Origin of the sequence: uncultured Bifidobacterium sp. (assembly GCF_945269915.1) — a bacterium.
Classification (GTDB): Bacteria; Actinomycetota; Actinomycetes; order Actinomycetales; family Bifidobacteriaceae; genus Bombiscardovia; species Bombiscardovia indica.
Genome location: NZ_CALYOY010000025.1, coordinates 1 through 26,947, shown reverse-complemented (window position 1 = coordinate 26,947; position 26,947 = coordinate 1). Strand labels below are relative to the sequence as shown.

At 62.3% G+C, this 26,947-nt stretch carries 23 protein-coding genes and 2 tRNA genes; 6 read left to right on the top strand and 19 right to left on the bottom strand.

Annotation, left to right across the window (positions count from 1 at the left end):
* Nucleotides 1-38: 38 nt before the first annotated feature.
* The 13 genes from cydC to Q0K62_RS05790 form a co-directional block, all read right to left on the bottom strand.
* Nucleotides 39-1,886: a thiol reductant ABC exporter subunit CydC gene (gene cydC, locus Q0K62_RS05850; RefSeq protein ID WP_297317045.1), complete on the bottom strand. Its 1,848-nt coding sequence runs from the start codon at nucleotides 1,884-1,886 to the stop codon at nucleotides 39-41.
* Nucleotides 1,864-3,789 carry an ABC transporter ATP-binding protein/permease gene (locus Q0K62_RS05845; protein ID WP_297317044.1) on the bottom strand — a complete coding sequence of 642 codons (1,926 nt, stop codon included), beginning with the start codon at nucleotides 3,787-3,789 and terminating at the stop codon, nucleotides 1,864-1,866. Before Q0K62_RS05845 ends, cydC begins: the two co-directional genes overlap by 23 nt.
* Nucleotides 3,790-3,843: 54 nt before the next feature.
* Nucleotides 3,844-4,896 (bottom strand): cytochrome d ubiquinol oxidase subunit II, encoded by a 1,053-nt coding sequence (gene cydB, locus Q0K62_RS05840; RefSeq protein ID WP_297317043.1) that lies wholly within the window; start codon nucleotides 4,894-4,896, stop codon nucleotides 3,844-3,846.
* The gene (locus tag Q0K62_RS05835) at nucleotides 4,893-6,389 is read right to left on the bottom strand and encodes a cytochrome ubiquinol oxidase subunit I (protein WP_297317042.1); all 1,497 of its coding nucleotides are present in this window, start codon (nucleotides 6,387-6,389) and stop codon (nucleotides 4,893-4,895) included. The genes cydB and Q0K62_RS05835 overlap by 4 nt, the downstream gene beginning before the upstream one ends.
* Nucleotides 6,390-6,437: 48 nt before the next feature.
* Entirely contained in the window at nucleotides 6,438-7,613 is a 1,176-nt protein-coding gene (locus Q0K62_RS05830; RefSeq protein ID WP_297317041.1) for an NAD(P)/FAD-dependent oxidoreductase, read from the bottom strand.
* 290 nt (nucleotides 7,614-7,903) lie between these two features.
* Nucleotides 7,904-7,975, bottom strand: a tRNA-Gln gene (locus Q0K62_RS05825).
* A 41-nt stretch (nucleotides 7,976-8,016) separates the two neighbouring features.
* Nucleotides 8,017-8,089, bottom strand: a tRNA-Glu gene (locus Q0K62_RS05820).
* Nucleotides 8,090-8,159: 70 nt separating this feature from the next.
* Nucleotides 8,160-9,686: a glutamate--tRNA ligase gene (gltX, locus tag Q0K62_RS05815; protein ID WP_297317040.1), complete on the bottom strand. Its 1,527-nt coding sequence runs from the start codon at nucleotides 9,684-9,686 to the stop codon at nucleotides 8,160-8,162.
* 83 nt (nucleotides 9,687-9,769) lie between these two features.
* Nucleotides 9,770-10,495, bottom strand: coding sequence for an anaerobic ribonucleoside-triphosphate reductase activating protein (gene nrdG, locus Q0K62_RS05810; RefSeq protein ID WP_297317039.1), 726 nt, complete (start codon nucleotides 10,493-10,495; stop codon nucleotides 9,770-9,772).
* A gap of 106 nt (nucleotides 10,496-10,601) precedes the next feature.
* Nucleotides 10,602-13,013: an anaerobic ribonucleoside-triphosphate reductase gene (nrdD, locus tag Q0K62_RS05805; RefSeq protein ID WP_297317038.1), complete on the bottom strand. Its 2,412-nt coding sequence runs from the start codon at nucleotides 13,011-13,013 to the stop codon at nucleotides 10,602-10,604.
* 365 nt (nucleotides 13,014-13,378) lie between these two features.
* Nucleotides 13,379-14,227, bottom strand: coding sequence for an MBL fold metallo-hydrolase (locus Q0K62_RS05800; RefSeq protein WP_297317037.1), 849 nt, complete (start codon nucleotides 14,225-14,227; stop codon nucleotides 13,379-13,381).
* Nucleotides 14,228-14,267: 40 nt separating this feature from the next.
* The gene (locus Q0K62_RS05795) at nucleotides 14,268-15,548 is read right to left on the bottom strand and encodes an MFS transporter (protein WP_297317036.1); all 1,281 of its coding nucleotides are present in this window, start codon (nucleotides 15,546-15,548) and stop codon (nucleotides 14,268-14,270) included.
* A gap of 269 nt (nucleotides 15,549-15,817) precedes the next feature.
* Entirely contained in the window at nucleotides 15,818-16,840 is a 1,023-nt protein-coding gene (locus Q0K62_RS05790; RefSeq protein WP_297317035.1) for a LacI family DNA-binding transcriptional regulator, read from the bottom strand.
* 419 nt (nucleotides 16,841-17,259) lie between these two features.
* Here Q0K62_RS05790 and Q0K62_RS05785 point away from each other — a divergent pair, with 419 nt between their 5' ends.
* The 3 genes from Q0K62_RS05785 (at nucleotide 17,260) to Q0K62_RS05775 (ending at nucleotide 20,230) form a co-directional block, all read left to right on the top strand.
* A complete protein-coding gene (locus Q0K62_RS05785; RefSeq protein WP_297317034.1) occupies nucleotides 17,260-18,360 on the top strand; it encodes an ABC transporter substrate-binding protein in 1,101 nt (366 codons plus the stop codon).
* Nucleotides 18,357-19,127, top strand: a complete 771-nt coding sequence (locus Q0K62_RS05780; protein ID WP_297317033.1) for an ABC transporter permease — start codon at nucleotides 18,357-18,359, stop codon at nucleotides 19,125-19,127. Before Q0K62_RS05785 ends, Q0K62_RS05780 begins: the two co-directional genes overlap by 4 nt.
* Nucleotides 19,128-19,267: 140 nt before the next feature.
* A complete protein-coding gene (locus Q0K62_RS05775; RefSeq protein ID WP_297317032.1) occupies nucleotides 19,268-20,230 on the top strand; it encodes a DUF805 domain-containing protein in 963 nt (320 codons plus the stop codon).
* 144 nt (nucleotides 20,231-20,374) lie between these two features.
* Here Q0K62_RS05775 and Q0K62_RS05770 read toward each other — a convergent pair whose 3' ends face one another.
* Nucleotides 20,375-21,250 carry a hypothetical protein gene (locus tag Q0K62_RS05770; RefSeq protein ID WP_297317031.1) on the bottom strand — a complete coding sequence of 292 codons (876 nt, stop codon included), beginning with the start codon at nucleotides 21,248-21,250 and terminating at the stop codon, nucleotides 20,375-20,377.
* 74 nt (nucleotides 21,251-21,324) lie between these two features.
* The gene (locus Q0K62_RS05765) at nucleotides 21,325-21,981 is read right to left on the bottom strand and encodes a histidine phosphatase family protein (RefSeq protein ID WP_297317030.1); all 657 of its coding nucleotides are present in this window, start codon (nucleotides 21,979-21,981) and stop codon (nucleotides 21,325-21,327) included.
* 281 nt (nucleotides 21,982-22,262) lie between these two features.
* On the opposite strand from Q0K62_RS05765, the gene Q0K62_RS05760 reads away from it, so the two are divergent.
* The 3 genes from Q0K62_RS05760 (at nucleotide 22,263) to Q0K62_RS05750 (ending at nucleotide 24,713) form a co-directional block, all read left to right on the top strand.
* Nucleotides 22,263-23,588 carry an MFS transporter gene (locus Q0K62_RS05760; RefSeq protein WP_297317029.1) on the top strand — a complete coding sequence of 442 codons (1,326 nt, stop codon included), beginning with the start codon at nucleotides 22,263-22,265 and terminating at the stop codon, nucleotides 23,586-23,588.
* Nucleotides 23,589-23,699: 111 nt separating this feature from the next.
* Nucleotides 23,700-24,206, top strand: coding sequence for a GtrA family protein (locus tag Q0K62_RS05755; RefSeq protein ID WP_297317028.1), 507 nt, complete (start codon nucleotides 23,700-23,702; stop codon nucleotides 24,204-24,206).
* A 159-nt stretch (nucleotides 24,207-24,365) separates the two neighbouring features.
* On the top strand, nucleotides 24,366-24,713 hold the full coding sequence (locus tag Q0K62_RS05750) for a phenylpyruvate tautomerase MIF-related protein (protein WP_297317027.1): 348 nt from the start codon (nucleotides 24,366-24,368) through the stop codon (nucleotides 24,711-24,713).
* A 389-nt stretch (nucleotides 24,714-25,102) separates the two neighbouring features.
* Here the strand turns inward: Q0K62_RS05750 and rplI are convergent, their stop codons facing one another.
* The 4 genes from rplI to rpsF all read right to left on the bottom strand — a co-directional run bounded on the left by rplI (nucleotide 25,103) and on the right by rpsF (nucleotide 26,893).
* Nucleotides 25,103-25,555, bottom strand: a complete 453-nt coding sequence (gene rplI, locus Q0K62_RS05745; protein WP_297317026.1) for a 50S ribosomal protein L9 — start codon at nucleotides 25,553-25,555, stop codon at nucleotides 25,103-25,105.
* A gap of 14 nt (nucleotides 25,556-25,569) precedes the next feature.
* Nucleotides 25,570-25,818 (bottom strand): 30S ribosomal protein S18, encoded by a 249-nt coding sequence (rpsR, locus tag Q0K62_RS05740; RefSeq protein WP_297317025.1) that lies wholly within the window; start codon nucleotides 25,816-25,818, stop codon nucleotides 25,570-25,572.
* A 47-nt stretch (nucleotides 25,819-25,865) separates the two neighbouring features.
* A complete protein-coding gene (locus Q0K62_RS05735; RefSeq protein WP_297317024.1) occupies nucleotides 25,866-26,486 on the bottom strand; it encodes a single-stranded DNA-binding protein in 621 nt (206 codons plus the stop codon).
* Nucleotides 26,487-26,596: 110 nt separating this feature from the next.
* A complete protein-coding gene (rpsF, locus tag Q0K62_RS05730) occupies nucleotides 26,597-26,893 on the bottom strand; it encodes a 30S ribosomal protein S6 (protein WP_297317023.1) in 297 nt (98 codons plus the stop codon).
* Nucleotides 26,894-26,947: the final 54 nt, after the last annotated feature.

Sequence of the window (26,947 nt, the reverse complement as noted above, 5' to 3'; positions counted from 1 at the left end):
ATGTTCTTTCACCAGGAGTCCGTTGCATCCGAATCTGACTATTTCTCCGGGTATATCGCTCGCGAGCCACCCTTGTCCAAGTCACCGACGTCCATGCGATATAACTCACTGAATCGGGGGTTGGTCCGGTAGAGCTCGACCGGGGAACCCTGCATGGCGATGTGCCCGTCCTCCATGAAGATGACCTGGTCGGCGTCCTCCAGACCCTGGAGGTGGTGGGTGACCCAGAAGAGGGTGCGGCCCTGGCTCACCCGGAAGATCATCTCCATCAGCCGCCGCTCGGTGATGGGGTCCAGCCCGATGGTGGGCTCGTCCAGGAGGACGATCGGGGTGCGCTTGAGCACGATCCTGGCCAGGGCCAGGCGCTGCCGCTGCCCACCGGAGAGCCGGTTGCCGGCCTCGTCGACCGGGGTGTCGATCCCCTCGGGCAGGGACTCCACGTACTGGTCCAGCTGCACCGCCTTCAGAGCCTGGCGGACCTGGTCGTCAGTGGCCTCGGGGGCGCCCAGACGGACGTTGGAGGCGATGGTCGTGTTGAAGAGGAAGGCCTGCTGGTTCAGGTAGCCGAAGAGTTCGGGGCGTTGGTCCTGGAGGGCGTCCACCGGGGTACCGTTGACCAGGATCCTGCCCTTGGAGGGCCGGAGGTCGCCCAGGAGGAGCTGGAGGACCGTGGTCTTGCCCTCACCGCTGGGCCCGAGAAGGGCCACCTTCTGCCCGGCCTCGATGTGGAGGGAGAAGTCGTCCAGGAGAAGGGGGTCATCCGGCCCGTAGGAGAAGCTGACATGGTCGAAGTCGATGGTGCGGACCGGGCCGTCCAGCCTGGTCTGGTCCATCCGGGGCCGCTGGCGGGATTCGACCCGGTTGGTCAGATCGTTCAGGTGGTTCAGGGAATCCGTGTAGAGGGGAACCTCGGCCACGGCCTGGGAGACCACGATGAAGCAGTCGACCAGGGGAAAGACCGAGAGGACCACGGCTGCGGCGAAGTCGGCCACCGAGGTCGAGCCGGTCATGAGGATGTCGCCACCGATGATCAGGGCCACCACCATGAGGGCGAAGATCATCTGGATGCAGAGGTTCCTCCACCGCTCGAAGCGCTTCTGATCGTGCCGCTCACGGGCGATTCCCCGGAAGTCATCGGCTGCCGTGTCGACGAACCGGTCCTGGCGGTGCGTGATGACCCAGTCGCCCAGCCCCATGTAGTTCTCGGCGACCCTGGTGTACTGGTCCTGCTGCATGGACTTCTCCTCGGCATACCGGCTGTCCGAGTAGGCCAGGGAAACCAGTGGGACCAGGATCAGGATCAGGGCGAAGAGGAGGAAGAGGAGGAGGGAGGTGATCCAGGAGAAGACCCCGACCGCGATGGTGACCACCAGCCACATCAGGTAGGCCACGACGGTGGGGAAGATGGTGCGCAGGTAGAAGTTCTCCAGGTGGTCCAGGTCGTCGGAGAGCATGCTCAGAACGGTGCCGGTCCGCTCGTGCTCGTTGAGGAAGGCGGCGTCCTTGGAGAGGGTCCGGTAGAGCTGGACCCGCAGCTTGGAGACCACCCGGAGCACCCAGTCGTGGCTCTTGATCCGCTCCAGGTACTTGAAGGTCGGGCGGCCGATGCCGAAGGCCCTGGTCAGGACCACGGGCACATAGACCGCGAAGATGTTGTAGGGGTGCCGGGCCGACCGGCTGATCAGGAAGCCGGAGGTGAACATGAGCCCCGCGGCGCAGACGAAGGTGATGGTGCCCAGGAGGAAGATCAGGGCGAGCCGGCCCCTGTTCTGGCGCAGGTAGGGCCAGAACCAGTGGTCCCTGTGCCAGATGTTCAGATAGTTGGTGCGGCGCCCGGCCCTGGTGGAGGCCGCCTGGCCGCCCTCAGTCCTGCTGGTAGTCGGCAATCTGGTTACCCCCCATCTCCTCGATCAGGGCATCCAGCGGACCGCCCTCCCCCATCAGTTCCTCCGGCCTGCCCTGGGCCACGACCCGGCCACCGTCCAGCATGATGACCTGGTCCACGTCGGCCAGCCAGTGCAGGCGGTGGGTGGCGAAGATGACCAGGTGCCCCTCCATGATGGGCAGGAGGGTCTTCTTCAGCTCGTACTCGGTCTCGATGTCCAGGTGGGCCGTGGGCTCGTCGAAGAGGAGGATCTCACGGGTCCTGTCCAGGAGGACCCGGGCCAGGGCGATGCGCTGGGCCTGGCCGCCGCTGATGCCGCGGTTCCCCTCGCCGATCCTGGTCTCCAGACCCTCGGCAAGGGTCTCCACCCAGTCGGTCAGACCCGCCTGGTCGGCCGCCCGGGCCACGGCGGCCTGGTCGGCATCCGGATCATAGAAGCGGATGTTGTCGGCCACGGTGCCGCTGAAGATGTAGGGGTTCTGCGGGATGTAGCTGATGTGGCCCTGCCAGGCGCGGGCGTTGAAGTGCTCCAGGAGCCGTCCGTCCAGGTCGATCCTGCCTGCCTGGGGAATGTTGAAGCCTGCCAGGAGGTTCATCAGGGTGGACTTTCCGGCCCCGGACCTCCCGACCACGGCCACCTTGGTCAGCCCGCTCAGGCTGAAGGAGACATGGTGGAGGGCATCGGGCTGACGGGCGCCCTCCTCGGCCCCGTCCCCACAGGTCCGGGTCGAATCCAGGTCCCGGCCCGGCGCGGGAACGGGTGTGGCGTCGATTGCGGACTTCTTGCGGCCCTTGCGCTTCTTCTTGCCGCTGGACTTGGCGATGGCGTCCATCTGCGAGCCGCCGGATGCCTGCCCCTCCTCGGGCTTGGGCCCCGGGTAGGCGAAGTCCATGCCCTCGACGGTCAGGTGGCTCTCGCTGCCCCACCCCTGCCAGTCCAGGTCGTCCAGGTGGTCGGGCTCGGGGGTGTCCAGCATGGTCACGATGTCGTTCAGGGCGTTCTTCCCGTTCAGGGTGGCATGGTAGTCGTCGCCGAACTGCCGGATGGGCATGAAGTACTCGGGGGCCAGGATCAGGGCCAGCAGGGCCGGGAAGAGGGCCACCGTTCCGTCGATCAGGTTGTTGCCCAGGAAGACGGCCATGATGGCGATGGCCAGGGTGGCGAAGAAGTCCAGGGCGAAGGTGGAGGTCATGGCCACGCGGATCACGCTCATGGTCCGCTTGCGGAACCTGTCGGAGACCGAGTAGATCTCGTCCTCGTACTCCTCGCTGATCCCCAGCATCTTCAGGGTGGGCAGGCCCAGGACCGTATCCATGAACCGGGTGTTCAGCTTGCGGAACTGGGCGTATTGCTTGTTGGACCTGTCACGGGCGGCCATGCCCAGGATGGCCATGAAGAAGAAGAGGAGGGGGAGCATGAGAAGGAGGACGATGCCGCTGACCGTGTCCTGGATCCAGACCACCACCAGAATCATCAGGGGGATGAAGACCATGTCCATCATCTTGGGGAGGACCGTGAAAACGTAGGTCCTGACCTCATCCAGCCCGTCGATCAGCATGGTCACGGCCGAGCCCGTCCCCCGCTGCGCCAGGGCCGCGGGCCCCAGACGGAAGACCTTGCGCTGGATCTGCGGCCTGAGCTCGCCGACGACATAGTCGGCGTAGTCCGTGGCCACCCGCTGCTTGGCCACGTCGCACAGCTGGCGGATGGCGAAGGCCGTGAAGAAGATCAGAACCGGCCTGACCAGGGTGTGGAGGCCATGCAGGTGCCAGATCTGCACCAGTGCCAGGGTGAGGCCATAGGCCTGACCGACCACGCTGAGTCCCTGCACCAGGGAAAGCGTGGCCAGGAGGCCCATGATCCGTCTGATTCCGGCGAACCGGAAGAGACTCTTGTCAATCACTGAGACACCTCAACCCTGAATCGAAGCCGGTTCCGTGAACTGTGCCGATGCCCCCTACCGGGCCACGGTCGCGCTGACCGCGGCAGGACCGGCCACGGACAGATGGGCGCCATCGGTGGCCAGGCGCTTGCGCTGGATGAAGTAGCTCCAGATGAAGTAGGCCAGCATGATGGGCAGGAAGATGCAGAGGACCACGGTCATGATCTTCAAGGTGTAGGGGGATGCCGAGGCGTCCTGGATCATGATGCTCGTGGCCGGATCCGTCCCGATCATCACCCGCGGGAAGAGCCCGTTGAAGATGAAGGCGATGATGGCCATCAGGGTGATGCCGGAGGCCGTGAAGGCGAACCCGCCACGCTTCCTGGTCACAGCCACGTGGCCACAGATGGTCGCCGCCAGAATGATCACGGTGATCAGCCAGGTGGAGATGGGCCGTGCCGTGTAGAAGTCGGTCCTGAAGATGGCCAGAAGGACGAAGACGACCAGGGCCGGGTAGGCGATCCAGTAGACCTTCTCGCTGATGTTGAGCATCCGGCGCGAATCCATGGGGCCCAGCTTCAGGCTGAGGAAGTGCAGACCGTGCACGAAGCTGAAGAAGACGACGGCCACGCCACCCACGACGGAGAGCCAGTTGACCACACCGAAGAACCCGGGCCAGGCGTCACCGTTCTTGTCCAAGGGGATGCCCTGGATCAGGCTGGTCAGCATCATGCCCAGGAAGAAGGGCGCGAAGACGGAGCCGATGAAGTTGGCCCACTGCCAGACCCCACGCTCACGCGAGGTCAGGGCGTGGTTGGCGAACTCGAAGGAGACGCCACGCAGGATCAGGCCGACCAGGACCAGGAAGAGGAGAATGTAGTACCCGGAGAAGAGGGAGGCGTACCAGAGCGGGAAGGCCGCGAACATGGCGCCTCCGGCGGTGATCAGCCAGACCTCGTTGCCGTCCCAGTGGGGGCCGATGGCCCTCATGAAGGTGGCGCGCTCGTCACCGTCGCGGGCGACCAGCCGGGTTGCCATGCCCACACCGAAGTCGAATCCCTCAAGCAGGAGGAATCCGGCGAACAACAGGCCAATGACGAAGAACCATAAACCTTGTAGGATACTCATGCTAATGCCACTCTCCTCTCGTTCCTGCTGGCCTGCACAGGTAGGCTGAGGCCTTCACCCTGGTAGTCAGGGCCCTGGTGGAGCACCCTGCGCGAGTAGAAGATCATGACCCCTCCCAGGAAGAGGAAGAGCAGGAAGTAAACGATGTTGGTGAACAGGAGGTTGGGGACCGTGGCCGTGGGCGAGACCCCGTCGGCGATGGTCTGCAAACCGTAGACCAGCCAGGGGTAACGTCCCAGCTCCGTGATCAGCCATCCACCCGTGTTGCCCACGAAGGGCAGATAGGTGCAGATGCCCAGGATCCACAGCTTCCAGTTGCTGGACCATAGGGTGTCCTTGGACTTTCTGGTGAACCAGAGCACCAGGATGGACAGGAGCAGGACGCCGAAGCCCACCGCGGCCATGAACCTGAAGCTCCAGAAGAGCGTCGTGACCGGCACGTAGTAGTTCATGTCCTTGCCAAACTTGCCGTCATACTGCTGGTGGAGCTGCTCGTTGACGGAATTCATGCCCTTCACCGAGCCGGAGGTGCTGTGGTAGGACAGGAGGGAGAGCATCTCGGGAATCTCGATGCCCTTGGAGGTCTTGTCCTTTTCGTTGATCAGGGAGACCACCGCCCAGGGGGCGGGATCCTTGGTGTCCTCGTAGATGCCCTCGGTGGCAGCGAACTTCATGGGCTGGTCGTCGATGATGAAGGAGGTCTGAAGATCGCCTGCAATGATGACCAGGATCGAACCGATCAGGGCGATGATGGCGCTGAGCCTGATCGAACGGGTGTAGAAGACACGCTGACTGACCTGCTCGGACCCGCCCCCCTCAACGGCGGGAGCGGCTTCCGCCTTACCGGCCTGCTCCTGCTTGTGGGCGCGCAGGAGACCCCAGGCGCTCATGCCGACCAGGACCATGCCACCGGTCAGCACCGCCCCGAAGAAGACGTGCGGGAACTCGCGCCAGAGCTGCGGGTTGCCCAGAACATCCCAGAAGCTGGTCATGCGGACCCGGCCCGTGGCCTTGTTGATCTCGAAGCCGGTGGGGTGCTGCATGAAGCTGTTGGCGGCCAGGATCCAGATGGCCGACACCGAGGAACCCAGGAAGGTCAGCCAGATGAAGACCGCATGGACGGCCGGCTTGAAGCGGTTCCAGGTGAAGACCCAGACACCGATGAAGGTCGACTCCATGAAGAAGGCCAGAAGGGCCTCGATGGCCAGGGGGGCGCCGAAGATGTCGCCCATGAACCTGGAATAGTTGGACCAGTTCATGCCGAACTGGAACTCCTGGATGATGCCGGTCACCACACCGACAGCAAAGCTCAGAAGGAAGATCTTCCCCCAGAACTTGGTCATCTTCTTGTAGATTTCCTTCTTTTTGACCACGTACAGGGTTTCCATGATGGCCACACACAGGGCCAGGCCAATGGAAAGGGGCACGTAGAAGAAGTGGAATACGGTCGTCATCGCGAATTGGAATCGCGACAACCCCAGAACGTTAAGCATCTTCCTCGCCTTCCGAATACTTTCTCTTGTTCAGATGAACAGGCCGAATCAGTTGCTCTCCAACATGGTCTTGACGTTGGCGAGTTCCAGAACGGAACGGTCGTTGACGATCTTCTTGACGATACCGACCACCGCCCCCTTCAACTTCCACTTGCCCATCATGTCGATCTCGGCCACGCCGGCCTGGGGGCCCAGGGAGCAGACGGTGCCGATGCTCTTGAACCTGAACCGTTGCGTCTGACGCCCCTGCACCCTAGCGATGACATTGGCGGCAGCCGTATCAGCCTGTGCAATCGAAATCTGTGCCGTGGTGGGGAAGAGCCTGCCCGATTCAGGATCAGGGACTGCGCTGACATCGCCGATGAGGAATTCCTCGGGATGGTCCGTGAGCGAGAGGTCATCCTCCACCACAACACGGTTACGCTTCTGATTATAGCCGGAATCGGCAATGATGTGGCTACCACGCACCCCTGTGGTCCAGATGATCGTGTTGGCCCTGAACTCCTGGTCGTTGCTGACCACGGCTCCGGGCCTGACCTCGGTGATGGCCGTCGAGGTATGGAACTCGACGCCCTTCTTCTTCAGGTAGTTGACCGCCCAGTCGACCAGGTTCTGCGAGAACATGGGGAGGATCTTGGGCGAGGCCTCGACGCAGATGATCTTGACCTGGTCGGCCGGCAGGTCGTACTTGGCGACCAGCTTGGGCATCCTGTAGACCAGCTCCCCCAGGTACTCGATGCTGGTGAAGCCGGCACCGCAGACCACCACATGGAGGTCGTTGGGGTCGTGGCTGTTCCTGTAATTGGCCAGCGTGTTCTCCAGGCGGCGCCTGGCGGCCAGGGCCGTGTCGATGTCGACCAGGGGCCAGCCGTTCTCCTCGGCCCCCTTGATGCCGAAGGTCTCGGATTCGAAGCCCAGGGCGTTGATCAGGTAGTCGTACCGGAGGGGCTCATGCTTCCCCAGGCCGACCTGCCGCTTGTCCTGATCGATGCCGGTCACCGTGTCGATGAGCACCTCGATTCTGGGGGAGACGGCTTTACGGATATCGAAGGTCACATCGGCCGGTTCCTTGGTGCCGGCGGCAACCTGATGGAGCTGGGTCGCCTCATAGTGATAGGGGTTCCGATTGACCAGGATGATGCGGGCATCGAGATTTGCATGCGCCAGCTTCTTTGCGGCGCGCATGCCGGCATATCCTGCGCCCAACACGGCGATAGTTTTCATAATCTTCCACAACCTTTGTGCAGTCGGTCCAATACAGCTGGTTTCTGGGACAACCGGGAAAATCTCCATCCTACTGACTCCCCGCCAACCCGGTACCTCCATGGTATCGGTGCGGGTGCCCCGAAAGGCTGGACTTGCAGGCCAAACAAAAAGCCAATTATGTGACCTTTATGACAATCGGACAGCGCAAGCCCGTCAGAAAACCAAGTCTATCATCCGGCACTGGCAGAAGAAGGTCTCAAGGACGGAAAAGCCGCAGCCTCATAGAAAAGACCGCGGCTGAATGCTCGCTGGGGTACCTGGACTCGAACCAAGAATGGATGAACCAGAATCACCTGTGTTGCCAATTACACCATACCCCAATTGGCTATGCAATACCCGCTTGGACGGTTACCGCATATCGTACCCCCGACCGGATTTGGACCGGTGTTGGCGCCGTGAGAGGGCGTAGTCCTAGACCGCTAGACGACGGGGGCTTTCACTTTTCCGCAGCGCACCGACCCGGTTCAACAGGTCAGCAGCACAACAAAAAGATAATATACCCGCTCAGAGGTGCCGACGCAAGTTGGTCAAACGCTGGAGTGTTGTGCTCTTGCCAATGATCTCCAGTGATTCGAAGAGGGGCGGCGAAACCCGACGACCGGAGACGGCCACCCTGACGGGACCGAAGGCCAGCCGGGGCTTGTAGCCACCCTGGTCCACCAGGGCCTGGGTCAGAAGATCATGGAGGTGGTCGGTGATCCAATCCTGCTCGGGCACCTCCTGGAGGGTCCGCAGGGCCAGGTCGAGAACGGCTCCGGCAGAGTCCTTGAGCTGCTTGCGGGCATCCGGGTCGGGCTCGATGTAGTCGGCATCGCTGAGCAGGCTCCCCATCATCCCGGAGACCTCGCCCAGGAGACGGACCCTGGGCTGGACCAGTGGGGCAGCGGCAGCCAGGATCCGGCGCTCATGATCGGTCAGGTCGTCCCAGGTCTCGGCGGAGACCAGTCCGTCCCTCTTCAGGTAGGGCAGGGAACGGTTCAGGAAGTCCTGGGGCTCCAGCATGCGGATGTGCTCGGCGTTGATGGCGATGGCCTTGTCGATGTCGAAGTGGGCCGGGTTGGCCTTGACGTCGCGGATGTCGAAGTGCTCGACCATCTCCTCCATGGAGAAGACGTCCCGGTCGGGGCCGATCGACCAGCCCAGGAGGGCCAGGTAGTTCAGGAGCCCCTCACGGATGAACCCATGCTCCCGATGCAGGAAGAGGTTGGACTCGGGGTCGCGCTTGGAGAGCTTCTTATTGCCCTGACCCATGACGTAGGGCATGTGGCCGAAGAGGGGCATGGCCTGGGCCACACCCAGCTCGATCAGGTACCGGTAGAGGACGATCTGCCTGGGGGTGGAGCTGAGGAGGTCCTCCCCACGCAGAACCACGTTGATCCGCATCATGGCGTCATCAACCGGGTTGGTAAGGGTATAGAGGGGGTCCCCGTTGGGACGGACGATCACATAGTCGGGGACGGACCCGGCCTTGAACTCGATGCGGCCGCGAATCAGGTCGTCGAAGGCCACGTCCTCATCGGGCATGCGGATGCGCAGGGCGGGCTTGCGACCCTGGTCGCGGAAGGCCCGGCGCTCCTCCTCGCTCAGATTGCGGTCATACCCGTCATACCCGAAGGCCTCGGGGCGGCCGGCGGCCACGTTCCTCTCCCTGATCTCGTCAGCGGTGGAATAGGACTCGTAGGCGTACCCCGCATCCAGGAGCCGCTGGGCCACCCTGCGGTAGATGTCGCCACGCTGGGACTGGCGGTAGGGGCCGTCGGGGCCACCCACTTCAACACCCTCGTCCCAATCCAGACCCAGCCACCTCAGAGCATCCAGGATCTGCTGGTAACTTTCCTCGCTGTCGCGCTGGGCATCGGTGTCTTCGATGCGGAAGACGAAGGTTCCCTTGGAATGACGGGCCTGGGCCCAGTTGAAAAGGGCCGTGCGGACCATGCCCACATGGGGGGTGCCCGTGGGAGAGGGGCAGAACCGTACCCTCAGGTCCTTGGGCAGTTCGGGTTTCGAGTCGTGATCATGCTCATCAGTCATAGCCACCATTGTGCCCCGGCAAGGCGACGTTCAGGGACAGGCCGCGGACGATCCCGGCAGGGCAGGGCCAGCATCGCCCCCGGTCAGCCCCGCTTCTGTTCCTGGTCCCTGTTCCTGCTGTAGGTCTCCGGGATGAACCTGGTCTGGTCGTGAATCTTGGCCCAGGGAACCAGATGCCCCTCCTCAAGAGACCTCGGCACGTCGATGATGCGCTGATTGGACGACCCGCGGAACTGGAGGAGGGTGTTCTTCTGGTCCTCCAGATAACGGCCGTCGACCAGGATGTCCAGGTAGGAGATCAGCTCGGCCTTGTCCGGGGTCTCCCCGGGCCGGTTCAGTTCCTCCCAGGTGTAGCCCGTCCAGCACCAGATGTCCTTGTCATGGCCGAACTCCCGGCGAATCCGCTTGGAGAGCCTGAGCAGGATGGGGGTGTTGAGGAGGGGCTCCCCGCCCAGGTAGGTGATGCCCTGCACATAGGAGAGGGAGAGGTCCTTGATGATCTGGTCCTCCAGCTTCTGGGTGTAGGGGTGGCCCGCCCGGAAGTCCCAGATGGAGGAGTTGTAACACCCCCGACAGCGGAAGGGGCAGCCACTGACGTAGAGGGAGCACCGTATGCCCTCCCCGTCGGTCATGACCAACCGCTTGTAATCGGCGATGATGCCCCGGCTCAGCTGACGCCCATCCCACTGACCCGCCTTGGGGTTGTTGGTCAGCAGGGAGGGGATTCCCGGGCCCCGACCCCGCTCGTCGGCTGCGAAATCACGATGACCCGCGGCACCGGTCTTTCTCATGACACCCTGCTTGCCCATTGCCGTCCTCCGTAATCCGTCCGGCCTGGTCACCGGACACGGAAATGGCGGGCCATCACTGCATGGCCCGCCATCAGTACTGATTCTTGAACTGCTTGATCAGGGCCTATTCGGCCTTGTCGTCGAACCACTCCTTGGTGGTGCCGTCCTTCAGGACCACATGGCCGGTCTCGCCCTCCATGTGCTTGACCCTATGGGCGATCTCCTCATGGCGTCCGTGAACCATGGGCCGCTGAACAGGATTGCCCAGGTAACCGCAGGTGCGCTTGGTCACGTTGCACTTCTCGGGATCGTCGTTGCCGCACTCGGGGCACTTGAAACCCTCCTCGGTGGGTTCGAAGTCACCCTCGTAGCCACAGACGAAGCAGTGGTCGATCGGGGTGTTGGTGCCCAGGTAGCCGATGCCGATCTGATAGGCATAATCCCAGACCGCCTCCAGGGCCTTGGGATTCTGCTGCATGGAGGGGAACTCGCAGTAGTTGATGAACCCGCCCGAGGCCAGATAGGGGAAGTCACGCTCGTAGGTGAGCTTCTCCATGGGGGTGGGGCGCAGCCATACCGGGTAGTGGAAGCTGTTGGTATAGAAGTCGTGATCGGTCACGCCCTCGACGGAACCGAACTTCTCCTTGTCCATGCGGCAGAAGCGATCGGTCAGGGACTCGGCCGGGGTGGAATAGACCGAATAGTGATAGCCCTCGGCCTTCTCCCACTGCTTGCAGAGCTGGTTCATCCGGCGCACGATGCTCAGGGCGAACTCCTTGCCCTCCGGATCCCAGGTGTGGTCCTGCATCCAATCCTTGCCGTAGAAGACGCTGGTGGCCTCGTAGAGACCGATGTATCCCAGCGAAACCGTGGAGCGGCTGTTGCGGAAGAGGGTGTCGACGCTGTCGGTGGGCTTCAACCTGCCGAAGGCGCCGAACTGATAGAGGGTCGGGGCGTTGATGGGCGTGGCCTGCTTGCAGCGCATGATGCGGAACTGCAGGGCGTGGTGGGCCACCTCCATGCGCTGGTCGAAGATCTTCCAGAACCGGTCCCTGTCGCCGCGGGACTCCAGGGCGATACGGGGGATGTTGACGGTGACGACGCCCAGGTTCATGCGTCCGTCCTCTTCATCCTCGCCGGTCTCCGGGTTGGTCCAGGCCTGGAGGAAGGAGCGGCAGCCCATGGGGGCCTTGAAGGAACCGGTGATCTTGACCAGGTTCTCATAGAAGACCACATCGGGGTACATACGCTTGGTGGAGCACTCCAGGGCCAGCTGCTTCATGTCGTAGTTGGGGTCACCCTCGTCGGCGTTCAGGCCGTGCTTGATGGTGAAGACCAGCTTGGGGAAGATGGCCGTGTGGCGGTCCTTGCCCAGGCCCCGGATGCGGATCAGGAAGATGGAACGCTGGATCTCGCGGGCGAACCAGGAGGTGCCCAGGCCGAAGCCCACGGTGACGAAGGGGGTCTGCCCGTTGGAGACGCGGTTGGAGTTGATCTGGTACTCCATGGTCTGCATGGCATCGTAGATGTTCTTCCGGGTCAGGATCTTGGCATAGACCTGACGCAGGCGGATCATCTCGGGGGCATCCAGGTCGAAGGGGGAATCCTCACCGATGGGGGTTCGGTCATCCAGGTGGAGCCAGTCGGCCTCGCGGGCCTTGAGCCCGCGGACGACCTCCTTGGCCACCTCGATGGGCTCCTCGTCGGGCAGGACGGCCTCGGCCATCGCATAGTTCTTCTTGTAGTCCAGGCGGGCGTAGCGGTCGAGCATCTCGTCGCAGCGGTTGACGGTCTGGCCGCCGTACTGGGATCCCGCGATGTCCTTGATGATCTGGGTGATCTGGGTGGCGGCCGTGCCGATGGACTTGGGCGAGTCCATCATGGCGTTGCCCAGCTCGAACCCGTGCTCCAGCATGTCGCCGAAATCGGGCAGGGAGCAGTTGGTCTCGGCCGTAAAGGGCGAATAATCGGCGTCATGGAAGTGGATGTCGCCCTTCATGTGGGCGTTGGAGACATCCTTGGGCAGCATGCTGAAGGCCGAAGCCTTGGAGACGGCCCCTGCCAGGAGGTCACGCTGGGTGGCGTAGACGTTGGCGTCCTTGTTGGCGTTCTCCCGGACCAGGGTCTCGTCCTTGCTGGTCAGGCGGTGGACGGCCTCGTTCACGTCGGTGGCCTTGGCGCGCTGGATGTCGCGGTCCAGGCGGTAGGAGGTGTAGGAACGGGCGATCTCGTAGAGATGGGCATTGACCAGGGCATGCTCGACCAGGGTCTGGATGTCCTCGATCTTGACCGGGTTGGTGTACCGGTCGTGGATCTCCGACTGGACGGTCAGGGCCATCCTGCGGATCCCCTGGCGGTCGTCGGGACCGACCTCATCCATGACGTCCTTGAAGGCGGCCTCGATGGCATTCATGATGTTGACGGGGTCGAAATCGACGATTCGGCCGTCACGCTTCTCGACCAGAATGCCATTGACCGAGTCATGCTCGGAGATGCCCTCCTCCTCTGCACGGCTTGCCACCACCTGCGTATTCATCGCCACTCCTCGCATTGCTAAAAAACCGACGTCCGCACAACCCTTCAAGGGCGCGAACTACATCCTTGTCATCTGCGATGACAAGACCACTCTACCACCTCATGCCCCAATATCTAGTGGAGAACCGAAAAAGGAGCACTAGATATAGTGCAACAATGAAGATTGTGACTTGAATCACATATCTTGGAAAACCCGTCCAGGCACAAAGCCGCGGCATATCGGGAAAAATCGAGGGGCACCCCTCACTTGATGTCATGCCACCCAACAACACGCCCAGGTTTTTGTCCATCCCACCCCTCTGTCGGCGGCAAAGGAAATCGGTCGCACCAGCCATGGCACGACCGATTCCGATACCCCCGACGGACCTAGATTTCGGTCACCATACCGTCATAGGAACTGATGAACCCCTCCTTGACGGCGGCCGCCTGCATCTGCTCATAGCTGGCATCACCGTGATGGGAGAAATGGTTGGACACGAATATGGTGTCCGAGTCCGCCAGCCCCTTCCCGACCATCCGGTCACGGACACGGAGATTGTCGGCGAAGTTCATATGCACGTCGGAATTCATCGCGGTCAGGCCGTGGGTGCAGTCCAGGGACACATAATCATACTTGAGCCCCGCCTCCTCCATGTCCTTCCAGGTCGAGTCATAGAAATAGGCCGTGTCATGCGCATAGAGCAGGCTGGAGCGCCCATCGGTCAGTCCGTAGAAGAGACAATCGCCGAAGTGGTGACCATGCCGGGCCTCAAAGGCATGGACGGTGTACTCCTTCCCGTTCCCGGCGGTGACGGTGACCGCGTCACCGGGATGGAGCGCATGGTAGGTCAGCTTGCTGTAGTCGTAGTGCTCCTCCAGGAAGAAGGCCCGCTCATAGAACCCCTTGACGGTTTCGGAACCGTAGACATCCATATGGGTGGGATTGTCATCGGCATAGGAATCCATTCGGTATGCCAGATCCTCGCCATAGAAATGGTCGGAATGCCAGTGGGTTATGAAAAGCTGGGTAATGGAGGGAAGATCGAAGTCCTCCTTGATGAAGTGGAAATAGGTATCGCCCGGGAAGTCCAGAAGGACGGCATCGTCGACCAGGGCCTGGGATTGGGTCCTGATCTCTTTGCCACCCACCTTCCGGGCATACTTGCAGAGGTCACACTTGCAGAAGATTCCGGGGATACGTTCTGCGGCAGCGGTTCCCAAGTGTTGAAATTTCATTCTTTGCTCCTTTGCTGGAAAATCCCGTCTGGAAAGCCCCTCATGATACGACCGGAGAGGCGGCCTGCTCAAGCCTGCGCTTGTTCAGAATGACCCTGTTGCCCAAGAGGCAGACAACAATGCCCAAAACGCTGAAGGCCGCCAGCATACCGAAGATGATGTTATAGGCCTTTTGGGTGTCGAAACCATCGATGATGGCGCCGAAGAGCATGTAGGCGAAGAAGGAGGGACAGTAACCGATGAAGGATGCGATCGACATGGCTGTCGCGGAAATCTCCGAATCCACACCGTACTCACCGATGGGGGCATAATAAACGGCCCTCAAGGCGACGCAGACGAAGGTGACCAGGCAGCACAGGACCACGACAGGTATCATCCATCCGGAACTGCGCGGAGTGACCAGGACCAGGACACAGACCAGGCCGACGATGACATACAGCAGGGCCATCCACTGCGGGGTGGTGCTGAAACGCTTGGTGGCAAGCACGCCGGACAGGGCGGCGGCGATCAGACCCATCAGACCGGAATTCACGATGCCGAACAGACCCGCGGCGGCATCCGACAGTTTGAAGGATGCCTGGACGAACGGCAGGAAATACGTGTTGGCTGCCACATAGATCAGGTAGGTGGCTGCAGCGCCGAACCCTGTGGTCCAGACGATCGGGAGCTTCATGGCCTGAAGCACCATCTTGAAGCCGTTCTCGTTTTTGGCCCTGCCCTCGCTCCTGCCCTGCTCATGGAGGAAATCCTTCGGTATGAACCGGAGAACCACGAAGGAGAAGAGCATCATGAAGATGGGGTAGGCGCACATGGCGATGCGGGCGCCGAAGATCTTCGAACCACCCAGGGTGAACAGTCCAAGGGTGCAGGCGTTGAGCACAAGCCCGATGGCCGACCGTATGCACTCCTGGGTGCTGAACGCGGCCGCCTGGGTCCTCTCTGTGGCCAAACCCTTGGTCGACTTCTGGATGGTGGGCCAGTAGATGGCATCACCGAAGAAACCGAAGGCGACGAAGGCGAGAACCAGGAACCAATAGGGCAAATGGGGAACCAGACCCAGGATAAGGGCGAAAGTACCGTATCCCCACAGATCAACCGCAATCAACTTACGGATGGGAAGCAGATCCTGGAGCCACCCCAGAAGGGCATATCCGAAAATCTGCACAAAACCGATGAGACCAAGCAGGAAGCCCAGCTGGGCGTTACTGACACCGAGAGCCTGACGGAAAGGCTCGTAAATAACACTCTTAATGCTGGAAAACCAATAAATACATGTCGAAAGCGTGATGACGAGGAAGATGCCGAAACTCTTTCGCGACATACCTAGATAATTCAACAGCCACTTCATTGGACGACCTCCTTGAATGAGGTAAAACCTCAATGCTGCATTGCACTGATGAAGTGTGATACCCGGTTGCATTCCAAGCAAACGCCTTCAGGTGCTTGTTTCACTCACTCCTTTTCGCCAATGATGAACGCCTGGCACCACATGGCTAAAAGCTACCCCCCTCCCCCGACACGGAGAAGATGGATCGGGGACGGATTCCGCCGTTTTCCGGGCTCGGGCAAAGGCCAGCGCACCCCTCCCCGTCAGGCCAGGACCCCCCTGGGAATGAACCTGGTCTCGGTGCGGGTACGAAGGTTCCGTATGGCCGGCCCGTCCTGAGACCGGTCCGAACCCGAACCCCCGTCGATGATGGAGAGAAGGATGTCCACACTCAACCTCCCCATGGCATCGACCTGCTGGGAGATGACGGAGACCTGGGGGGTAACCAGACGGAAGAGCTTCAGGTCATCGAAGGAGATCAGACAGATATCTTCGTGGTCGGCGCGAATCTCATTGCCGACGGCGATGGCCCTGATGGCGTCGCCCGAGTATCCGAAGATGAAGGCCTGGACCCCCTGATCAACCAGGGAGAGCATGGTGGTCCTGGCCTGATCCTGGGAGCCGAACCCGTCAGTCGCCACCCGGCCCTGCAGGGAGGGGTGGATGGCCGCCTGATCAAGGAAGGCCTGCTCACGTTCCCTGAAGGTGGCGGAGCGTTCCTCCGGCCCCGGCACGAAGACGACCCGGTCGAACCCCTTGGCCACCAAGGTATTCAGGGCGCCGACCAGCCCCAGGGTCGGATCGGAATCGACCAGGGGGGCATCGGGGGCGCTCGTCTCCGGCCTGTCGGCGAAGACCACGGGGAAGTCACTTGCGAGGAGGGTGGTCAGCATGGGCGAGGTCGGCCCGTCGGGGACCACGATGACCCCGTCCATATGCCTGGACAGGAGGATCCGGTAGAAGTCCTCCGCCCGTGACTCCTCGCAGGAGGAGACCCCGATCAGGGGGGCGTACCCCTTCCGGTAGAGCTGGTCCTGAACGGCGTAGACCAGTTCGGAGAAGTAGGCGTTGCGAATGTCGGGGACCAGGAGTCCGACCGCCCTGGATCGGGAGGAACGCATGGAGCGTGCGCGGCTGTCGGGTATGTACCCCAATTCATCAGCCGCCTTCCTGACCAGGAGCTTGGTCGGCTTGGAGATCCGCCCCGTCCCGTTCAGGGCCTGGGAGACCGTGGATATGGACATGCCCGACCGCCTGGCCACATCGGTGATTGTTATACGTGCCATGACCGCCAACCCCTTTGTACCGCCCTCGATGCTTCCACGCGAATCACAGGTTCGGCCCGGCCGGATATGGTCGGTCCCGTAGCGACCTCATCATTCGCCACCTCCATCCCCCTATGTCTCCGGGTCAGAGGCTCCCTCTTGCATCACCAGTATACGGTGAGTTGATAAAACCTTTCACCTGAGATCGCACACGGACCTTCCCCCGCAATCCGCAACGGCGGGCTTTCCCCGCTGCGCATTTATGGTAGGTTCTACAATGGTCTTGTTCGCGCGGTTGGTGGCAGCAACCGTGTCACAACACGTTTCGTATATGGATCGGCAGCACCGGTCGTGAACGTCGCGCGGGCTCCTCACCTTCCCGTCAAGACAGCACACCGGTCATGGGCACCAGGGAGTGCCGGGAAGGCAAGGTGACAGGAATGAGGGAATCCAAGGCAGGCATGGACCGGGCAAAAGGGCCCCGGGGACCGGTCTTCAGGCTGACGGCCCTGGCGAGCGCAACGGTCATGGGGCTGTCACTGGCAGGCTGCGGGGCGGGAAGGAACGCCGAGGCGGATGACGACTCCCACATCTCCTTCATGCTGGACTGGACCCCCAACACCAACCACGTGGGCATCTACACGGCCCGGCACCTGGGCTACTTCAAGGAGGCCGGGGTCGAGGTCAGGATCCTGCCCACCGCCCAGGCCGGGGCCGAGACCTCGGTTCAGAACAAGGTGGCCGATGTGGGTTTCTCCAAGCTGAGCAACCTGGCCACCTTCAACTCCCAGGGGTCCAGCCTGAAACAGGTCTTCAACCTGGGCCAGCACTCGGTGGCACGCTGGTGCTCCCTGGCCTCCCGGACCGACATCCAGACCCCCAGGGATTTCGACGGCAAGACCTTCGTCAGCTTCGGGTCCGCCGAGCAGACGGCGGTGGTCAAACAGATGATCCGGTACGCGGGTGGCAGGGGCGACTTCAAGCGGGTGACCAGCGGGACCAACACCTTCGCCACCCTGACCAGCGGCAAGGGCGACTTCGCCGGCTTCTACGCCAACTGGGAGGGGGTGGAGAGCCAGCTGAAGGGTCCGGCCCTGCACTGCTTCACCCAGTCGGAATGGGGGGTGCCGGGCAACCCCGACCAGCTGGGATTCGTGGTCAGGAGCTCCTGGCTGGACCAGCCCGGGCACCGGAAGGCCCTGCAGAAATTCGTCACCGCCAGCATGAAGGGCTACAACTACGCCCTGGCCCACCCGGACGAGGCAGCAAGAATCCTGGTCCAGGAGACCAAGGGATCGAACATCGACCCGGAGCTGGCCAGGAAGTCCATGGAGAGCATCGTCAAGGAGGGGTACTGGCTGGAACAGCCGGGTCAGAAGGCCATCAGCGGCATGATCGACATGAATGACGCCCAAAGCTATCTGGACTTCCAGTTCAAGGCGGGCACCTACAAGGACGCCAGGCGGGGGAATCCCAGGAAGGCGCCCCAGGCCGCCGACCTGTGGACCGACCGGTTCGTCAAGGAGGCGGCGAAGCAGTGAGGGAGACCGGACCAAGGCGGGGGTGGACCCGATTTCTGGCACCGACCCTGACCCTGGTGGCCCTCCTGGCGATGTGGGAGGCGGCCGTGCGTCTGGGCAGGGTGCCCGACCAGGTCCTTCCCTCTCCCAGCCAGATCGTCCAGGCCACCTTCGATAACCTTGACGACCTGACTCCGGCCACGGCCATCACCGGGATGGAGGGGTTCCTGGGTTTCCTCCTGGCCTCCGTCCTGGGGTTGGTGACCGGCCTGGCCATCCACGCCTGGCGAACCCTCCACGATGCCATCTACCCCCTGATCGCCGGGGCCCAGATGATCCCCCTGATCACCATCGCCCCCCTTTTCGTGATCTGGTTCGGATTCGAACCCCTGGGCAAGGTGATCATCGTGGCCGTATTCGCCCTCTTTCCCATCGTCGTACAGACCTGCCGAGGTCTGGATGCGGTGCCGCCTTTCTACCAGGACGTGGCCCTGAACTGCGGGGCGACCAAGGCTTGGGCCCTCTGGCACGTGAAACTGAGGGTGGCGGCCCGCCAGGTCTTCGGCGGATTGAGGATCAGCGCCGCCTACGCCTTCGCCACCGCAGCCACATCGGAGTACCTGGGTGCCCGGAACGGTCTGGGAATCTGGCTCCAGTCGGCCTTCAACTCCTTCAGGACATCCCTGATCTTCTCGGCCACCCTGGTCATCATCATCCTGACGGCCATCCTCCTGGCCCTCATCACCCTGGTGGAGCGCCTCCTCCTGGGTGGCCCCGGCGAGGATTGAGCGGAGCGGAAAAACCGTCAATCGTCGGCGAAGGGTACAAGGGCATGCAGGAGCCAAAAGGCTCATGTGATAGTGTCTGTATACCTTTTATATAAAACAATTCGAGGGGATACCGTACTCAACATGCAAGGGAAGCATCGATGAACCAACCAGGCAACTCCTACGAGGGTGGTCAACCCATTTCCGGGTGGCAGTCCGATCAGGGCCAACCCATCCAGTCCGCGGGCAGCACCCCCGACCCCGCATCCCAGGAACCGTACGGGGCAGGACAGACCCCGACGGACAACCAGGGATACCAGGAAGAGCCCGGCACCTACCCGTCATATCCGAACGAATCGGGATGCCAGGAGCAGCCCTCGCCCGTGCTGCCGGACCCTGTACAGCCCGCCTACCGGGGACAACAGATCCCGGGAGCGCCTCAACCCGGTGCGGCATGGCCGACATACCAACCGACTCCTGTACAGCCCGCCTACCAAGGCCAACCCTATGGTCGGCCGGCGGGATACCCCCAGAACGCGTATCAGGAACCCCTTTACCCCCAGCCCGGTGCGAGGCCACAGATTCCGCAGACCCCTGCCTACCCCGTCGGGGCCGGGTACGCCTACACGGGCGAACCACCGATCAACGCACCCTGGTATGGTGTCGACTTCGTCAATGCCTGCAAGCGGTTCTTCCTCAAGTATGCGACCTTCTCCGGGCGCGCATCCCGAGGGGAATACTGGTGGGCCTGTCTGATGGAGTTCCTGGTCATTGTCGCCATCGGCGCCTTGGCCCCACTTCTCGGTGGCTTCGGTTCGTCACTGATGACCCTGGCCCTGCTGGCCCTCATCGTTCCCAATATTGCAGTCACCGTACGTAGACTGCATGACAGCAACATGTCCGGCTTCTGGTGCCTCCTGCTTCTGGGCACCACCTTTGTAGGCACCACACTTCTGACTCTGGGAGCCGTGGCTTTCGCCTCAACCCTGTTCGGCTCATCCATGCCCTATACCCCCTTCCTCCTCTCGGGAGGCATCATCGGCCTGGGCGGACTCGTTGCCGTGATCATCCTCATGCTCCGGCCCAGCAACCCGAAAGGCGCCAGGTTCGACCGGTCATGCTGATGCCCCGGAACCGAAAGGAGCATGGCTACCCGGCCAACAGCTGCCAGCCATACGACCCCCCGATACCAAACAGGTCATCGACAGGCCAGGGGAATCTGTGGGCTCGGCGGGTTTACCTGTAAGCAGCGCTTGCAGGGCTGGAATTCAGAGCTCCACCGGAGGCTTGTCGGGATCCTCGGGAACATGGGCGAACTTGGCCTGGAGGGCCTCGCGGCTCTTACGCTCGTCATCCTCCTTGGCCTTGCGCTTGGCCTCCTCCGGGTCCCAGACCACCTCATCCAGGTGCTTCTTCCACTCGGCGGTCACCAGGGGGGCCAGGGTATCCGCCAGGTCTTGAACCGACTTGGACACAGCCTCACCCAGGAGTTGACGAATCTGGTCATCGGTCAGGAAGACCCTGGGGATGCCCATCCGCTCGTTGAGCTCATTCAGGTAGAGCAGGACCGGGAGGATTTTGACCGCCTGATCGGCATCGGCATGCAGGGCCTTGGCCAACCGGGCCAGGGCCACCATGGAGGTGGCCAGGCGGCGGCCCACCTCAGCCTGCTCGGACGAGGATTCCAGGGTCTCCCCCTCCGGAGTGACCTCCCGGCCAAACCGATCGACCAGGTCACAGGTGGCCTTGGTCTCCTCCTGGCTCCAGCCCGCCTGAAGGGTCCGGGCGGCCTGGACCAGTTTGCCCGACTGCCCCTGGGCGGCCCCGCCGACCATGCCTTCGTATGCATCATTCGCGGCCAAGAGGGCATCAACCAGATCCTGGGGGCGGCCGGGAATATCCTCCGCCCCCTCATAGACGTATTCGGCATCGGGGATGGTCACATCCTGCCCGGTCATGATCCGGGCCAGAATCCTGGTGATCCGCACCTGGAGGGTCTCGGCATACCTGGCGTCGTTCCTGAGCCGGGAAGCATCGGTCAGGGGCCACAGGTCAATCAGATCGACACCGGCCTGGACGGCCTCCCCCATTGACGGTCTGGATGCCAGCTCCTCGACCAGATCCTGCTCGTAGACCACAATCATCACGCTCCTTTACCTGAGTCGCGGTCCAATCCGCGCTGTGGTTCTTCTGCCATCCTATGCCACCGGGAAAGGCGCTACACACCAGCAGCCGGATCCGCATATGTGATACCCAGCACCTTCCCGGACCTGCAGTCCAGGGTGATGGAGGTGACCGAAGCCAGGGCCGTGCCGCGACGTAGCATGTTGTGCTCGGGCCGACCCGTCTCCAGGAGGTGGCGGAAGGTCCAGATGGGCGACTCGTGGGAGACGGCCACGATCTGCGCGTCGGGGTACTCCCCCACTTTTTCGTAGACGAAGTCCGAAACACGGCGTGCTATCTGCCGGTAGCTCTCACCCCAGCTCGGTTTGGACAGGTCGAGGACCAGCTTCAGGTTCGACGGATACCAGAACGCCCCCGACCCCCTGCCGATCCGCTTGCCACGGAAGTCGTTGCCGGCCTCGATCAGACGTTTGTCGTAGTTCGGTTCCAGGGGTTCCAGCCCGCACGCTTTCCTGGAGGGGTTGATCTCCTCCAGGAGGATGGCAGTGGTCTCCCTGGTCCGGTCCAGGGGGGAGGAATAGACGGCTGCGATATCCCTGAACCCGGGTGCCTCAGCCATGAACCTGCCTGTGGCCCGGACCATTCCCCGCCCACGCTCGGACAGATGGAAGCCCGGAAGACGCTCGTAGAGAATGTGGTCGGGGTTGAATACCTGACCATGGCGGACGAAATGAATGGTCGTTGCAGGCAAGTGACCTCCTCCCGGTGACTCCCCGGGACGTCCTCCAGGACAAGAGCTCGGGATAGACTGGTACCAGTTCCGAGACCTGTTGCAGCGGTCCGGGACGGTACCAGTCTAACAGTCTTCTACAGTCGTCAATCCAACCCCTCCCTGCCGATTCATGCGGGGATTCGCCTAGGTGACCAGCGCCATCCGTGCAGGTCCGGGTTGGATCGATGCCGCCCGATGACATGCTTGACCGAGGCTGGATAGATGAGGCATACAAGCAGGGGAAGAGGGTAGGAACAGCAATGCCACAACAGGTAAAGGCCGCGCTGAGCCAGGTCGGCCATCGTATTTTCGGAGGCTACGCGGAACTCCTGCGTATGCCCCACACGGCCCGCTTCGCCGTCGGCTCGGTCATCGCCTCCATGCCTTTCCCCATGGTCGGAATGACCATCACCATCTCGGTCCAGCACTACTACGGCAGTTACTCCCTGGCGGGGGCCCTGACCGCAGTCCAGGCCATATCCCTGGCCCTGGTCAGTCCGATTCTGGGCAAGATGGTCGACAAGTTCGGCCAGCGCCAGGTCTCCATCCCGACCGTGGTGGTCTGGATGATCGCCGCCGCCGCACTGATCACCTCGATCACCTCGCACGCACCGGCCTGGCTGCTCTTCTGCATCACCCCATTCATGGCGGCCATACCGCCCTGGGGGGCCATGAGCCGTAGCCGGTGGACCAACCTCCTCAAAGGAAACAGGAAGGCCACCGACCAGGCCCTCTCCCTCTCCGGGGTCTTTGACGAGGCCATGTGGGTCATCGGGAACCCCCTGGCCTCCATCCTGGCCGTCATTTCCGGGGTCCTGGCCTTCTCCTTCACCGGGGTCTGCGTCCTGGTCGGTGCCTGGATGTTCCTCTCGGTCACCACCACGGAGCCTCCCTCCCAGACCGGTCTGGCCAAGGCCCATGGCATCACCCGCAAGGAGTACCGGGCCAGGCAGGCCGCCAGGGCGGCCGAGTTGCAGGGACAGGATGGACAGAGCGCCTTCTGGAGTTCCGGTATGATCGCCGTCTGCGTCACCTGGTTCGGTCTGGGCGCCTTCCAGAGTGCCGCCTCGATTTCAATCATCTCCTTCGCCACCGAGCAGGGCATGAAGCAGATGACCGGGTTCGTCTTCGCCTGCTTCTCCTTCAGCTCCCTGATCGGCGCCCTCCTCTACGGGGCCAAGAGCTGGACCATCCCCCTCTGGAAGCGCTTCTACTTCTGCCTCCTGGTGGTCAACCTGGGCATCGGCACCTTCCTGTTCGCCCGGGACCTCTGGACCATCATGCTCATCTACCTGGTCATCGGAATCTGCCAGGCACCGACCTGGATCAACGGGAACCAGCTCATGCTCCATCTGGTCCCCCCGGTCAGGTTCACCGAGGGAATGGCCTGGCTGAGCGCCATGAACTCCATCGGGTCCTCGGCCGGATCCGCCATCGCCGGCCAGTTCATCGACCGGTACGGCTCCCAGGGTGGATTCGGGGTGGTCACGGCCCTGGCCCTGACCTCCCTGGCCATCGCCTTCGTCGGGTTCAGGCAGATCAGGGACAGCACCGAGAAGCCCATCCTGACGGAGCTCAGGGCCTGAGTCCCGCCTGACCTGGCTGCGACCTGGCCGGGCACGGACGTCGTAAGGTTTCTGCGTGCAATTCACCGGCAGGTTCCACCTGGTTGCCGGGGGATGGTTCAATGGTGTCTTATGCGCAGACTGATCGAGCAGCTTTTCAAATTCGGCATCGTGGGTGCCATCGCCTTCATCATCGACATCGGCATCATGAACCTGCTGATCATCCTGGCCCATTTCAACAATGTGCTGGCCGGGGCCATATCCTTCCTGATCTCCCTGGCCTTCAATTACCTGGCCAGCATGAAGTTCGTCTTCAAACACCGCGATGACATGGCGCGGTGGATGGAGGTGGTCGTCTTCCTCATCTCCTCGGTCATCGGCCTGGGCATCAACGAGATCATCCTCTGGATGGGAACGGCCATGCTGCCGGCAGACGCCATCCACACCATGCACGGCAGGTACGTCCTCTATTCCAACGCGGCCAAGATCGTGGCCACCGTGGTCGTGGCCATCTGGAACTTCATCATCCGCAAGTGGCTCCTGGACGCCCCGGCCCCCGGGAAGCCGGTCAAGGAGACCTCGATGGCCCACCGGCTGGGCGCCTGGTCCCTGACACATCGTCCTTTCGGATGGGACTGAACCGCTCCGAGGGCAAGCCCGTTCCTTGCCATGGTCCTTGTTCCCATGACTGGCGGACCTGCTCGGATGAGGCCCGGGGCTGACCGGCACCGTCTAGTATTGGGGGTATCGGCAGCCACCTTCAGTGGTCGCCGTGAATCCAGTCAGGAAGGAACCACCATGCCCGTCATTCACACCCATGTCAGCACCCCGATCAACGCAGAGCAGCGTGAGCGGATCAAGGCCGCCTACGGCAAGGCCATCACCGCCGTCCCCGGCAAGTCCGAGGGGTGGCTCATGTGCCCCTTCGAGTCCGACATGCCCATCTACTTCGCCGGCGACGACTCCAAGCCCGCCGCCTACGTGGAGGTCAACGTCTTCGGCACGGACGTTCCCAGGTCGGCCTGGGAGAGCCTGACCAGGTCCATCATGGAGGCGCTGGACACCGAGCTGTCCATCCCCGAGGATCGGATCTACATCCGTTACACGGCCACCACGGACTGGGGCTGGAACGGCAGCAACTTCTGATCAGCCCCACCGGAACCTGCACAAAGGCGGACCAAGCTGATCCAGCCTGACCTGGGCGGGACTGTCCTGAAACATGGACTGTCCTGAACGTGGGGTCCGTACGCGAGTTTGTCCCGCACGAGGGTTTGTCCCGCACAAGGGTTGTCCTGAGCGTGGGCTGTCCGGCAATTCCAATCCGTTCCAGAAAGCCGGGTTAATGGTTCAGATAGCCCAGACAGGGTCCAGAAAACCCAGACAAGGGTAAGGAGCGGGAAAACAAAGGGGTCCCAGGCACCTACCAGGTGTCTGGGACCCCTTTCATACTGCTCAAGCCCTGATGCCGGAGCCGGTGGTACCGGCCTTGGGTCCGGGCATCTTCATGCTCATCCGGGACTCATCACGGGATGGGCTCACTCGCCGGCAACCACCTTGACGGTGAAGCTGGCGGTGATTTCCGGATGGAGGGCCACGGTTGCCGGGAACTCGCCGGTGGCCTTGATGGACTCAACGGAGATGGTCCGGGGGTCCACATCGGCCATGGGCCGGAGGGCCTGGGCGATGGCCTCGTTGGAGATACCGCCGAAGAGCTTGCCGGACTCGGAGACGCGGGCGCTGATCTCAACGCTCTGGCCCTCGATGGCGTTCTTGGCTGCGACCGCATCCTCACGGGTGGCCAGCGACTTGGCGCGGCGGGCCCGCTGCATGGCCTCGATCTGGGCCGCTGCACCCTTGGACCAGGCGAAGGCCAGGCCCTGGGGAATCAGGAAGTTGCGGGCGTATCCGGGCTTGACGGCGACAACGTCGCCCTTGTGGCCCAGGTCGGTCACGGTGTCGGTGAGAATAACCTTGGTTTCCTTTGCCATGTCAGTATCCTCCCTCAGCGACCGGTGGTGGCGTAGGGCAGCAGGGCCATTTCACGGGCGTTCTTGATGGCCGTGGAGATCTCGCGCTGTTCCTGGACGGTGACGCCGGTGATGCGACGGGAACGAATCTTGCCGCGGTCCGAAATGAACTTGCGCAGCAGGGCGACGTCCTTGTAATCGATGGTGTGAATCTTGGCGGCCCTGAGCGGATTCGGCTTCTTCTTGAAGGGCTTGACCGGTGGTTGCGGCCTCTTGCGTGACATATCTTCTCCTTATTACACTGATGAAATCTTGCCTTGGGCTATCGGTATCAGAACTCGGGCTCGTCCCCAGCGCCGCCGAACTCCCCCGAGGACCCGAAGGATCCGAAGGAATCGCCGGAACCGGTGGATGACCAAGGATCCCGGGCAGGGGCCTGGGGCGCCTGCTGGGGCTGGGCCATGGGAGCGGCACCTGCCGCACCGGCTCCACCCTGATATGAGGAACCGCCCTGGTAACCGCCATTGCCGGCACCCGCGAACCCACCGCGGCCGCCCCCGTTGGGGGCTCCGGTGTTGGCATTCCTGGTCACCTGTGCGGTGTTCCTCGACAGGGCCGGGCCAATCTCATCCAGACGCATCTCCACAACCGTGCGGTTGTTGCCCTCACGGTCCTGGTAGGAACGCTGGACCAGCCTCCCCTGGGCGATGACCCGCATGCCCTTGGTCAGACTGGCCTGGATGTTGGAGGCCATGGGGTTGAAGTTGGAGTCCCATGCCGAGCAACGCATGAAGAGCGCCTCGCCATCCTCCCACTGTCCCGAGTTCCTGTTGAACTGCCTGGGCGTCGAGGCGATGGTGATGTTGGCCACCGTACCGCCGTTGGAGGTGGTGCGCACCTCCGGGTCCGCAGTGAGGTTGCCCACCACGGTGACGATTGTATCTCCTGCCATATCACGACCTTTCCTCTTGCCGGGAATCCTGGATGGTCTCCCATCGCGCAGTTCCCGTGCCCGTGACGGACGGTTGCCCCGCAGGAACCGTCAACGCCCGATGGCTGTCTTTACTTGGCATCCTTACGAAGGATCTTTGTGCGAATGATGGATTCGTTCAGGTTGAGGACACGGTCGAGCTCGGAGCTGACGGCCGGCTCGCAGCTGTACTCGACGACCACGTAGTTGCCCTCGTTGTTCTTGTCGATCTCGTAGGCCAGTTTGCGACGGCCCCAAACGTCGATATTGTCGACGGACCCGCCTTCCTTGGTGACCACCTCGAGATACTGATCAGTCAGCTTCTTCAGGGATCGCTCATCCAGACTCGGATCAGCGATGAACATCATTTCGTACTTGTGCGCAGACATCACCCACCTCCTTTGGACCTAACGGTCACGGACTTTCCGTGACAGGAGGGTGTA

Coding starts and splice junctions, on each gene's coding strand:
- cydB (WP_297317043.1), bottom strand. CDS start 4,896: ATGAGTATCCTACAAGGTTTATGGTTCTTCGTCATTGGCCTGTTGTTC.
- Q0K62_RS05835 (WP_297317042.1), bottom strand. CDS start 6,389: ATGCTTAACGTTCTGGGGTTGTCGCGATTCCAATTCGCGATGACGACC.
- Q0K62_RS05830 (WP_297317041.1), bottom strand. CDS start 7,613: ATGAAAACTATCGCCGTGTTGGGCGCAGGATATGCCGGCATGCGCGCC.
- gltX (WP_297317040.1), bottom strand. CDS start 9,686: ATGACTGATGAGCATGATCACGACTCGAAACCCGAACTGCCCAAGGAC.
- nrdG (WP_297317039.1), bottom strand. CDS start 10,495: ATGGGCAAGCAGGGTGTCATGAGAAAGACCGGTGCCGCGGGTCATCGT.
- nrdD (WP_297317038.1), bottom strand. CDS start 13,013: ATGAATACGCAGGTGGTGGCAAGCCGTGCAGAGGAGGAGGGCATCTCC.
- Q0K62_RS05800 (WP_297317037.1), bottom strand. CDS start 14,227: ATGAAATTTCAACACTTGGGAACCGCTGCCGCAGAACGTATCCCCGGA.
- Q0K62_RS05795 (WP_297317036.1), bottom strand. CDS start 15,548: ATGTCGCGAAAGAGTTTCGGCATCTTCCTCGTCATCACGCTTTCGACA.
- Q0K62_RS05790 (WP_297317035.1), bottom strand. CDS start 16,840: ATGGCACGTATAACAATCACCGATGTGGCCAGGCGGTCGGGCATGTCC.
- Q0K62_RS05785 (WP_297317034.1), top strand. CDS start 17,260: ATGAGGGAATCCAAGGCAGGCATGGACCGGGCAAAAGGGCCCCGGGGA.
- Q0K62_RS05775 (WP_297317032.1), top strand. CDS start 19,268: ATGAACCAACCAGGCAACTCCTACGAGGGTGGTCAACCCATTTCCGGG.
- Q0K62_RS05770 (WP_297317031.1), bottom strand. CDS start 21,250: ATGATTGTGGTCTACGAGCAGGATCTGGTCGAGGAGCTGGCATCCAGA.
- Q0K62_RS05760 (WP_297317029.1), top strand. CDS start 22,263: ATGCCACAACAGGTAAAGGCCGCGCTGAGCCAGGTCGGCCATCGTATT.
- Q0K62_RS05755 (WP_297317028.1), top strand. CDS start 23,700: ATGCGCAGACTGATCGAGCAGCTTTTCAAATTCGGCATCGTGGGTGCC.
- Q0K62_RS05750 (WP_297317027.1), top strand. CDS start 24,366: ATGCCCGTCATTCACACCCATGTCAGCACCCCGATCAACGCAGAGCAG.
- rplI (WP_297317026.1), bottom strand. CDS start 25,555: ATGGCAAAGGAAACCAAGGTTATTCTCACCGACACCGTGACCGACCTG.
- rpsR (WP_297317025.1), bottom strand. CDS start 25,818: ATGTCACGCAAGAGGCCGCAACCACCGGTCAAGCCCTTCAAGAAGAAG.
- Q0K62_RS05735 (WP_297317024.1), bottom strand. CDS start 26,486: ATGGCAGGAGATACAATCGTCACCGTGGTGGGCAACCTCACTGCGGAC.
- rpsF (WP_297317023.1), bottom strand. CDS start 26,893: ATGTCTGCGCACAAGTACGAAATGATGTTCATCGCTGATCCGAGTCTG.